At 51.0% G+C, this 9,647-nt stretch carries 7 protein-coding genes; 2 read left to right on the top strand and 5 right to left on the bottom strand.

All coding sequences use genetic code 11. The features are described from left to right. Positions 1-450 (bottom strand): sulfatase-like hydrolase/transferase (locus tag OXG87_13665; GenBank protein MCY3870603.1); only part of this gene is annotated, 450 nt, incomplete at its 3' end. Between the two features lie 234 nt (positions 451-684). Here OXG87_13665 and OXG87_13660 point away from each other — a divergent pair. Continuing rightward, on the top strand, positions 685-1,524 hold the full coding sequence (locus OXG87_13660) for a fumarylacetoacetate hydrolase family protein (protein ID MCY3870602.1): 840 nt from the start codon (positions 685-687) through the stop codon (positions 1,522-1,524). A gap of 142 nt (positions 1,525-1,666) precedes the next feature. Here the strand turns inward: OXG87_13660 and OXG87_13655 are convergent, their stop codons facing one another. Then, positions 1,667-3,109: a DUF1501 domain-containing protein gene (locus OXG87_13655; GenBank protein MCY3870601.1), complete on the bottom strand. Its 1,443-nt coding sequence runs from the start codon at positions 3,107-3,109 to the stop codon at positions 1,667-1,669. A gap of 8 nt (positions 3,110-3,117) precedes the next feature. Continuing rightward, the gene (locus tag OXG87_13650; protein MCY3870600.1) at positions 3,118-5,904 is read right to left on the bottom strand and encodes a PSD1 and planctomycete cytochrome C domain-containing protein; all 2,787 of its coding nucleotides are present in this window, start codon (positions 5,902-5,904) and stop codon (positions 3,118-3,120) included. A 284-nt stretch (positions 5,905-6,188) separates the two neighbouring features. Here OXG87_13650 and OXG87_13645 point away from each other — a divergent pair, with 284 nt between their 5' ends. Further along, complete coding sequence (locus OXG87_13645) at positions 6,189-8,153, top strand: multicopper oxidase domain-containing protein (GenBank protein ID MCY3870599.1); 1,965 nt, start codon at positions 6,189-6,191, stop codon at positions 8,151-8,153. Between the two features lie 9 nt (positions 8,154-8,162). Here OXG87_13645 and OXG87_13640 read toward each other — a convergent pair whose 3' ends face one another. Together OXG87_13640 and OXG87_13635 are read right to left on the bottom strand one after the other, a co-directional pair. After that, positions 8,163-9,215: a hypothetical protein gene (locus OXG87_13640; protein ID MCY3870598.1), complete on the bottom strand. Its 1,053-nt coding sequence runs from the start codon at positions 9,213-9,215 to the stop codon at positions 8,163-8,165. 32 nt (positions 9,216-9,247) lie between these two features. After that, positions 9,248-9,647: phytanoyl-CoA dioxygenase family protein (locus OXG87_13635; GenBank protein MCY3870597.1), on the bottom strand; the 400-nt coding region annotated here is incomplete at its 5' end.

The raw sequence follows: 9,647 nt of genomic DNA, 5'->3' as shown, positions 1-9,647 counted from the left end.
AAAATCACCGCCGTTATGGCAATATATCATGCTGTCATGTCTCTCATTTGACCATATATACGATTCATCATATCCCGCATTTTGGGCATTGTTCTCTAAACCCTGATGCCATTTCCCAACATGAAAAGTTGAATATCCCGCGTTCTTAAACAAAAATCCCAACGTCTTATTTCCATTACGCTCTTCATCTACGCGATCATTCAAATCCATATGATTTGCAATTCCGCCCCATTGAAAGGGCCATCGACCCGTTTGATAGATCGCCCTTGCAGGCGAGCAGATGGGCAAATTCGTATAACAATTTTTAAAGCTAACCCCCTCTTTCGCCATGCTCTCCATATTAGGCGTATAAATTTCAAAATGATCCCTCAAGGGGTTTGTAAATGACATAGCGTCGTAACGATGTGTATCACTTAAAATAAAAATGAAATTGGCAGGTAGTTTTTGCATCACAATTAATCCTCAATAATGGCCTTTTCAACCAGCTCTTGAAAGTAGGCATGTCCCTCGTCGTGAGTTTGAAAATTGGTATGGCCTCTCAATATAGTACCTGTGAAAGAAATCGCAAGCCATCAATTCAGATTTTCAATCCCAGGGAAAATGTCTTATATTGGCACAGCTCAAACGAGATGGATTCCCAGAAAAGGATCTTCATTAACATTATTTTTTCAGGAGGAAACTTTCATGAAACTCGTACTCTACAATGATTTTCAACTGGGTGTTTTGCAGGGCGATACGGTTATTCCAGTTGGTAATTCAGTCGCAAACTTGGGCCATCACAACGCTCAAGAAATGATGCAGATGATCATTACTGATTGGGATGCCATGCAATCCAGAATCGAAAGTGCCATAGAAGGAGGAAATGGTGTCGCCCTCGATACAGTGACTTTGCAATCGCCTCTGCCCCGCCCCGGCCAACTCATGTGTGCAGCCGGCAATTATATCGAGCCGAGCCACCCGGAGCGTGAGCTGTTCAATGGCTTTCTAAAGGCCAACACCAGCGTAATGCCTACCGGCAGCACGGTTGAACTCCCGGACGCCGAAGCGAGTGTTTTCCATTTTGAGCCAGAGTTGGCTCTGGTAATCGGCAAGAGGGCCAGCCACCTCTCGCAAGCCGACGCGTTAGACCACGTCTTTGGTTACACACAGTTCATAGATGTTTCGGCTCGCGGATTGCCCGGTGGCTTCTTCCTGGGAAAAAGCTGGCACACATTTGCCCCCCTCGGACCGGCTCTGGTGACTGCCGATGAGGTATCAAATCCAAATGATCTTTCAGTGAAGCTATGGGTCAATAACACCCTCAAACACGACTTTTCTACAGGCGATATGGCTCGCCACATTCCCGAGTTGCTGGAGGAAGTCACCAGCGTCATCACCCTTGAGCCAGGGGATGTCGTAGCAACCGGCACCCATCACGAAGCCCTGTCACCGATTCAGGATGGCTTCAATGTTCGGTTGGAGGTCGAGGGATTCGGTCCTCACCTGGAGGTCAGTGTCCACGATGCGCTGAAGAGGCGTTGGTAAAAGAGGGGCGCAGGTTCAAGTCCTGCCACCGGGACTGCAAAACACAATGTTTTAAAAAATTTAAAAAGGCTGCGAAATTATTTCGCAGCCTTAAGCTCAACCTATTATGCCAAAGATTTTCCTATAGATTTTTCATGTATATTCACCCGATCAATTCTTCAATCACGCTGCCACCCGTCTGCGACAGTTGCATATATCGTCCAGCGTAAAAATACGTGAGCTTATTATCATCCAACCCCAAAAGCCTCAGAATCGTCACATGGACGTCCTGGATGGGATGCACGACACCGACTGCTTTTTCGCCAATCTCATCGGTTGCCCCAATCACCTGTCCCGCATTCACGCCCCCACCAGCAAACCACATGGGCATCGCCGTTGGGTTGTGATCACGACCATAAGCCACCCCACCCCCTCGCAGACCATTGTCGGGACTGCGCCCAAACTCACCGCACCAGATAATCAATGTTTCCTCCAGCATCCCTCGCTGCTTGAGATCGGTGATCAATCCGGCGATGGGCTTGTCGATACTGCGAATCAACGAACCGTGTGCGCGAGCCAGATAATCGTGCGAATCCCATCCGCCAGAATAAATTTGCACAAAACGCACACCTCGTTCGACAAGCCTTCGAGCCAACAGACACTTCCGACCAAACGCATCGGTTGTTTCTTCGCCAACACCGTACAACGCTTTGACCTTTTCACTTTCTCCATCTACATCGATAATGCCCGGCACTTCCATCTGCATTCGGAAGGCGAGTTCATAGCTGGCCATGCGTGCCGAAAGTTCGTTGTGTTGGGGATGTTGTCTGGCATGGGATTTGTTAAACGCTTTGAGCAGAGAAAGGCTTTCTTTCTGATGTTTGCGGTTAATATGCGGTGGTGGGTGTATATCCAAAATAGGCGATCCAGTAGATCGCAGCGGCGTGCCCTGATAATGCACCGGTAGAAAACCATTGGACCAGTTGGCAGCCCCCCCTTGAGGATAAGCCACTTCGGGCAAAACAATAAACGCGGGCAGGTTTTTATTGTCAGTGCGCAACCCATATGTCGCCCCGGCGCCCATCGCCGGGTCACCACCGAATTTGTTGCCCGTATTGATGTGGTACATCGCGGTCGGATGATCCACGGATTCTGCCTGGCAGCCTCGATAAAAACAAATCTCATCGGCAACCTCGGCCAAATGAACAAAATGCTCGCACATATCTGCGCCAGACTGACCTACCTTTCGGCTCTTAAATGGACTTTGTACATAGTACCGATTTCCACTCGCCATCGCTGAAAACTGTTTACCCTTCCGCCCAAACTTTGTCAGATGCAGATCTTGAAGTTTCGACTTGGGATCAAATGTGTCAATGTGGCTCGGCCCGCCTTCCATCATTAAAAAAATGCATGATTTGGCTTTGGCAGGTACCATCTGGGGTTTGGGAGCAAGCAGATTGGATTGGCTGGCAGAGGCATTGTTTTGCATCAACAGGTGGCTCAATGCCACAGAACCAATACTCGAGCCAAGCCCGTAAAGAAAATCCCGCCGGTTGAGGTTACGCGCTGCCAGCAAGTTGAGCCGTTTTTGGAGTTTGCGATCCATTTTACACCTCAATACACATAGATAAATTCGTTGGAATTAAACAATACCAGACACAAATCAGCCAAAGCCCGTGTCTCAGCCTGCACATCCCATGGTTTGAGATCGGGCACATAGTCTTCATAAACATCCAGCTTTTCGACAAACTCAAATGCTTCGCCAGTCATCTCTTCAAACATCCTGCGCGTGACATCTGTCGCATATGTTTGAATCTCGGGCGGATTTTTGCGGTGATACACGACTGCTTTCTTTAAATACCCGATCGCCTTCTGATATTCTTCCACTGTAGGCACGCGCCCCCAAGCCAATTTAAATGCGCGCTCAATCTGGTCAGCCTCAGATGCGCTTTCCTTTTCCACCCGATGCGCCATTGCCAGAGCCCGGTCATAACTGTTTTGACTGTTAAATAGCGTAAATACCTGGGGCGTAATTGTAGATGTTGTCCTCCGTTCACATGATAAATCTGCGGTTGGCTGGTTAAATACTTCCAGCATTGGATCGGGCAGACCGCGATATCGATACGCATAAACGGTGCGCCGATTTCGCGTCGTCGGATCTCTCGAAGGCTGGTGAGCAGGCGCAACAGAACCCATCACATGGCGCGGCTGCAAGGCAACTTCCATATTAATTTCGGGAAAAATCGGCAGTCCGCCCATTTCCAGATTCAGTTCACCGGAAACAAACAGCATCCCATCGCGCAATTCTTCTGCGGTCAAACGACGTGGTGAAAAATAGGACAGCAGTTTATTGCTCGGATCTTTTTTCTGCACCTTTTTCCAATCAGGAGGACTTTCCCCACGCTGGTACGTTTCCGAATTCATAATTAGCCGATGCATCGTTTTGAAAGACCAGCCGTGCTCAACAAAATACAATGTTAACCAGTCGAGCAATTCTGGATGCGTAGGTTTTTTGCCCATCACGCCAAAGTTATTGCTGTTGCCAGCAATGCCATGCCCGAAATGCCATTGCCAGATGCGGTTGACAATCGAACGTGTCGCCAGCGGATTGTTTGAGTTCGCAATCCAGTTTGCGAGCGCCAATCGTCGCCCATTCGTTGTTTCGGGAATGGTATTCCAAGCAGAAGGTTCCAGATCGGCATTTGAGCCGTAAACAGCAGAGAGTACACCTGGTGAAACCGGCTCTGTTGGCGCATAAACCGAACCCCCGCCGAGGATATGCACTTTTTGGGGTTCACCCTCGAGATTCTCAGGCATCATCATCCGTGATTTGACATTTCTGAGTGTGACAAGTGGACCGTTGTAAATGCTAAGCGCAATGGGTTTGTAGCGATCCTTTTTCCAACTCAAACGCTGAACCTGTTTGGCGAGCGCTTTTTGGGTACCCAAATCTTTGTGCGTCAATCCAATAAACCGGGGCAACCGTTTGTCGTCCGGAAATTTGCTTCTTTCCCTTTTGGACAGATATTTCATGCCTCGTTCTTCCATCCACTTCCGTGTTGCATCCTCTTCTTTTTTTCTAATCTCTGCCTGTTTGTCGATTGCATTTTGAAGCAAACTTTCAATGCGCAGTCGTCCAACTCCAAATCTGTTCTGGTTTTCTGCAGGCAAATACGGCACATCGCGTTCGGCTAACTGAACGGGTGCAAAGACAGCCTGCATCCGATAGTAGTCTCGCGTTGGAATGGGGTCAACTTTATGGTCGTGACACCTGGCACAACGCAACGGAATCGAGAGAAAGGTCTCACCCACACTGTTGGTCACATCGTCGAGAAAAAGCTGACGAGTTTCAGCAGCTACGCTCATTCCGGTCTGTTCCCACGGCCCTGACCGCAAGTACCCGACGGCAATCAACATTTCGGGATTGTTGGGCTCAAATTCATCTCCCGCCAGTTGTTCAATAACAAACCGGTTGTAGGGCTTATCAGCGTTGAAAGATCGAATGACATAGTCCCGGTATCGCCAGGCATTGGGGCGTTCAAAATCATTTGAATACCCGGCTGTATCGGCATAACGCACAACGTCCAGCCAGTTTCGCCCCCATCGCTCACCATACTGAGGACTCTTCAGCAAGCGATCAATAACCTTCTCAAAAGCTTTTTCAGACGCATCATTTACAAACGCCTCAATCTCCTCAGGTGTAGGCGGCAATCCTATCAGATCAAAGGTCGCGCGCCTGATCAACGTGCGTTTATCGGCTCGACCAGCCGGTGTGATCCCCGCGTCTTGCAATCTTTGGTGGACAAAGGCATCTACCGGATTCTTCGTGTCTTCTCCCGTCACGTCCTCTATATTCGGCACAGAATACCGTTGCACTGGCGCAAAAGCCCAGAGATCTTCGGGTTTGTACCGACGCTCCGTCCATTCTCGGGAAAGTCCGTCGCTTGTTTTTACAGTCACACCGTCTTTGGCAGACCAGGAGTCAGACTCAAGAATTTTCTCCTGAGCCACCCATGGTGCGCCCCCAAGGATCCACTTTCGCCACACCTCAATCTGTGCATCCGAAAGCCGATCATTCTCTTTGGGTGGCATTTGGAGTGCTCCGTCTTCCCACTTTACGGCGATGTACATTGCGCTTTCGTCAGGACTACCCGGCACGAGCACGGGTCCAAATGCACTGCCTTTGAGCATCCCTTCACGCGATCTCAAATCCAGATCTGCTCGCACATCGTCAGGGTCATCGCCGTGACAGGCAAAACACTTTGTCTTCAAAAGCGGCAACACTTCCCGAACAAATAACCTCTCTGCCGCCACAGGCGTCACTTCGACTTCACCAGAAGCAGCAACAGAAGTCGATAAGCCCAACAATAACGAAGCAAAAAAATATACGAGCCAGCGCATCGTATCCGTCAACCCTTAAGAAAACGCAGAAAAAACGCGTTCAGTGAAAAGTTCTATGAGAGTCATCGCTTCCTGATTAATATAAATCGTCCACTGGAAATGACAAGAAACATCATCACCGATTGAGCGCAGTAATCAAAGTCAAAAGGTCGTGAGAACTAATCTCACGACCTTTTTTTTATAAAATGCGCAATGGAACGCGCCACGAATTTCTGCTGTCAAATAAGATGTCACACCACTCGCGCACAAGCGCGCAACGCGGATCACCCATATAAGGAGAAAGCATGCCTGCAAATACGGCGACCAGGTCCCGACGGCTGAAGCCAATCACAATAGAACTGTTGATTGTCGTACTGTTATTGGGCGTGACCTGCTACTGGCTGTTGTTCATCCGAGCCACAAACACTGGGTTGACCTTTGAGAATAAGCTGCTGATTCCCAAACAGTTATTTGGAACCGTTGTAGATGGACGGCGGCAGTTTCACCTGACCGTTGCCGAAGGAAGCCGAGAGTTCTTGCCAGGCAAACAAACACCGACAGCTGGCGTTAACGGACCGTTTCTGGGACCGACACTACGACTGCGGCGAGGCGAAGATGTCGATCTGATCGTCCAGAATAACCTGGATGAAATAACGACAATGCACTGGCACGGAATGCACGTTCCCGCTCGCATGGACGGCACACCACATCAGAAAATCGAGCCTGGAGAATCATGGACTGCCAGCTTTCCAGTCGATCAACAGGCCGCTCCGTTATGGTACCACCCGCATCCGCATGGCAGTACGGGGCGGCAGGTCTATCGGGGAGTCGCTGGCCTCATGTGGATCGATGACGATAACAGTGATGCGCTGGACCTGCCAAAGACCTACGGCGTTGACGACATTCCACTCGTGCTCCAGGACCGACTATTTGACAACGATGGTGCGTTTCGCTTTGCCCGCAACCAGGGTGCTGTCTTTGGAAACACCATGCTGATCAATGGAACCTGGAATCCATTTCTCCAGGTTGAGTCGCGTCGCATTCGATTCAGACTGTTAAACGGCTCGAATGCGCGTATCTACTACATCGGCTTTGACGATAACCGAGAGTTTCATCAGATCGCCACAGATGGCGGATTCCTCGAGACGCCCCTCCAAACCAACCGCGTGATCCTCGCACCCGGCGAGCGAGCCGAGATCCTGGTTGACTTCAGCGACGGTGCTGAAGTCGTGTTGAAAAGCTATCCGGAAGCCGGGTTTCTGAGGACGATCACGTCGTTTTTCTGGGGAATCGGCACGGGGAATCTGCAATTGTTAAAGATCGTTCCCCAGCCGGCAAAACGTGCATCTCACGCACTGCCAGAGCGCCTCAACACCATCTCCCGCATCGATCCCTCACTCGCCGCCAAAACCCGTCCGATGGTTTTGGCTGGACCCCGACAAGGTGGTCGAGGCGGACGAGGGGGACGACTACAAAACATACAACAACGCATCACCCGGAATCTGGAGGCTCTACAAGGCGGACGAGGACAAGGAGGTCGAGGAGGTCGAGGAGGTCGAGGGGGACCACCGATCAACGGCAAGACAATGGATATGGCGAGAATTGATGAGGTCGTGCGATTGGGAGACATTGAGATTTGGGAAGTGCATAATCGCGGCGGTCAGCCTCACCCTTTCCACCTCCATCCGGTCCAGTTTCAAATTCTCGACCGCAACGGCCAACCATCCACCAGTGCCGACCTCGGATGGAAAGACACAGTCCTGGTGCCTCCAGGCGATCTCGTTCGGATCATCATGGCCTTCGAGCGATATGCTGATCCTCAGGTACCATACATGTACCACTGCCACGTCCTGGAACACGAAGACAACGGGATGATGGGACAGTTCCTGGTTGTGGAAGAACCAGAGCAACTCAGCCTGATCACTGGCAAGACGACCGTCGTCACATTCATCACTGGCGTTCAATGCGGGCATTGTTACGAGCACGCGCGTTTGTTCGACAAGGTGCTTCGGGAGAACGACATCAACCTGGTGATCATCACGCCAGAATCCGAGCCGGACCAGGAGAGAGTTGCTGCGCTGTCGTCGAGCCTAATCTCAGACACTGCTGGCAAATGGGCAGGCTGGTTTGGAATGGCCCACACCAGCCCAACGCACGGCACAGTTCTGCTGGATGCAACCGGCGAGGCCGTCTGGAGATCCACAGCCCCCGAACCATACATGGATGTCCAAAATCTCGTGAACCGTGCGAAAAATCTGCCGGGCAGATAATGAGAACTTTTAGCCCGTTGCCTTTTCTGCTGCCACAATCTCCTGCATGTCCCGATCAAACGACGCTCCGTCGAACGGCACGACGACAATCTTGCTGGCGTGATTATCGTTTCCCAGGTCTTCCGCTTTCTTCACATCAATGACCGAAAAGATGAAGTGCGTGACGTGGCCGTCTTCTACATATGCGGTCGGACGCTCTACCATCTCCCAGTGGTTCACAGTTCCATCTGTATAGCGAAATACCATGGCCTCTTTGCGGAAGGCAACGCCCCGATACGTCCAGTTATGAATACCATCTTCGGACGTAAAGTGATAAGATATTCCGGTAGGCCAATGGTTGTACACAATGTGATACAGGCCGCCGCTGTACCAGACAGTGGGGTCCTCATTCCGCGTCTGAGGCAACTCTGGATATTTATCGTACAACCGATCGCTCATGATCTTATAAGGCCCCAGAATGCCGCTTTCGCTGATCAGGGTAGCAGTGGACCGGGGGACAATCATGTATCTCCCCTCTGGTCGCAGCAGGATTTTGACATTGGCCATGCGGCCGTTCCTTTCATAGCGGGCAAGTGCCGGATCAAATCCGTTGAAATCTACCTTGATCCTGCCGAGCAGTTCAAACGGGCCGTCTGGCGATTCGGAAACAAAGACCTCTCCCTCAGTAATCTCACTTGTCACCGTGGCGTACCGACCATCGTGCATCCTCAGTCCGATCACATTGTGTCCCTTACCGCCCTGCCAGTGGGGCCAGAGAAGGCCCTTGTCTTCATAGGGACCCATAACGTGATCGCTGACAGCGTGTATGCCCTTTGAGTCTTCTTTCCAGCCGGTGCGGTGCGTAAAGGCGTGATGCCAGCGGCTGGCATAGATGTGATAGCGCCCCTCATCGTCCTTTACGATCTTACCGTCCCAGTAGCACCAGTTCTCCAGCCTGACATCTTCCAGCCCGTTGTGGATGTCGCGCGGCAACACATTCGGATCGCCCCAGACTCCCTCGGAGACCAGAGGCCCCCGAGGCTCCATGGGAAGAAAGTAGTCAATCAGGGTTTTTGCTGTCATACAATCTCCTTTACGTCAGTCGCTTGAAGTTCTCAGTCAAGGCCCATCACTTCGCGGACGCAGGGAAATTCTCGCCAGATGTCGGTAAAGCAGTCGTTGCCGTTTTTTGCGCAATCAACATGGCTCATGCGGGCAATTGTGGCATAGCGAATATTGGGAGAGGCATTGGGACTGGCGCAGTGATACACCAAAAAATGAGCGAGAATGAGATCCCCTGCCTGACCGGTGATCATATGCGGCGACTCGGGCTGGTCGATACGTGGCTGTCCATTGGAGAGAATTTCAATGCCCTCCTTATTGAGATAGTCTTCATAGACATGATGGGACCCGGGCCAGACAGTGAAATTCCCACTATAAGGCTCGGGTACATCGGCGAGATAGATGATGCCAAAGCAAGTAAAGCCCCGGTGATAGGAGCCTTTTGGTTTGCCA

The organism is Gemmatimonadota bacterium, assembly GCA_026706845.1.
In the GTDB taxonomy this organism is placed as follows: Bacteria; Latescibacterota; UBA2968; order UBA2968; family UBA2968; genus VXRD01.
Note: the sequence above shows the minus strand (reverse complement) of the source record. Positions and strands in the feature narration are given on the sequence as shown.

What these genes read in the sequence shown, in the direction of transcription:
- OXG87_13660 (MCY3870602.1), top strand. Translation starts at nt 685, where the DNA reads ATGAAACTCGTACTCTACAATGATTTTCAACTGGGTGTTTTGCAGGGC.
- OXG87_13655 (MCY3870601.1), bottom strand. Translation starts at nt 3,109, where the DNA reads ATGGATCGCAAACTCCAAAAACGGCTCAACTTGCTGGCAGCGCGTAAC.
- OXG87_13650 (MCY3870600.1), bottom strand. Translation starts at nt 5,904, where the DNA reads ATGCGCTGGCTCGTATATTTTTTTGCTTCGTTATTGTTGGGCTTATCG.
- OXG87_13645 (MCY3870599.1), top strand. Translation starts at nt 6,189, where the DNA reads ATGCCTGCAAATACGGCGACCAGGTCCCGACGGCTGAAGCCAATCACA.
- OXG87_13640 (MCY3870598.1), bottom strand. Translation starts at nt 9,215, where the DNA reads ATGACAGCAAAAACCCTGATTGACTACTTTCTTCCCATGGAGCCTCGG.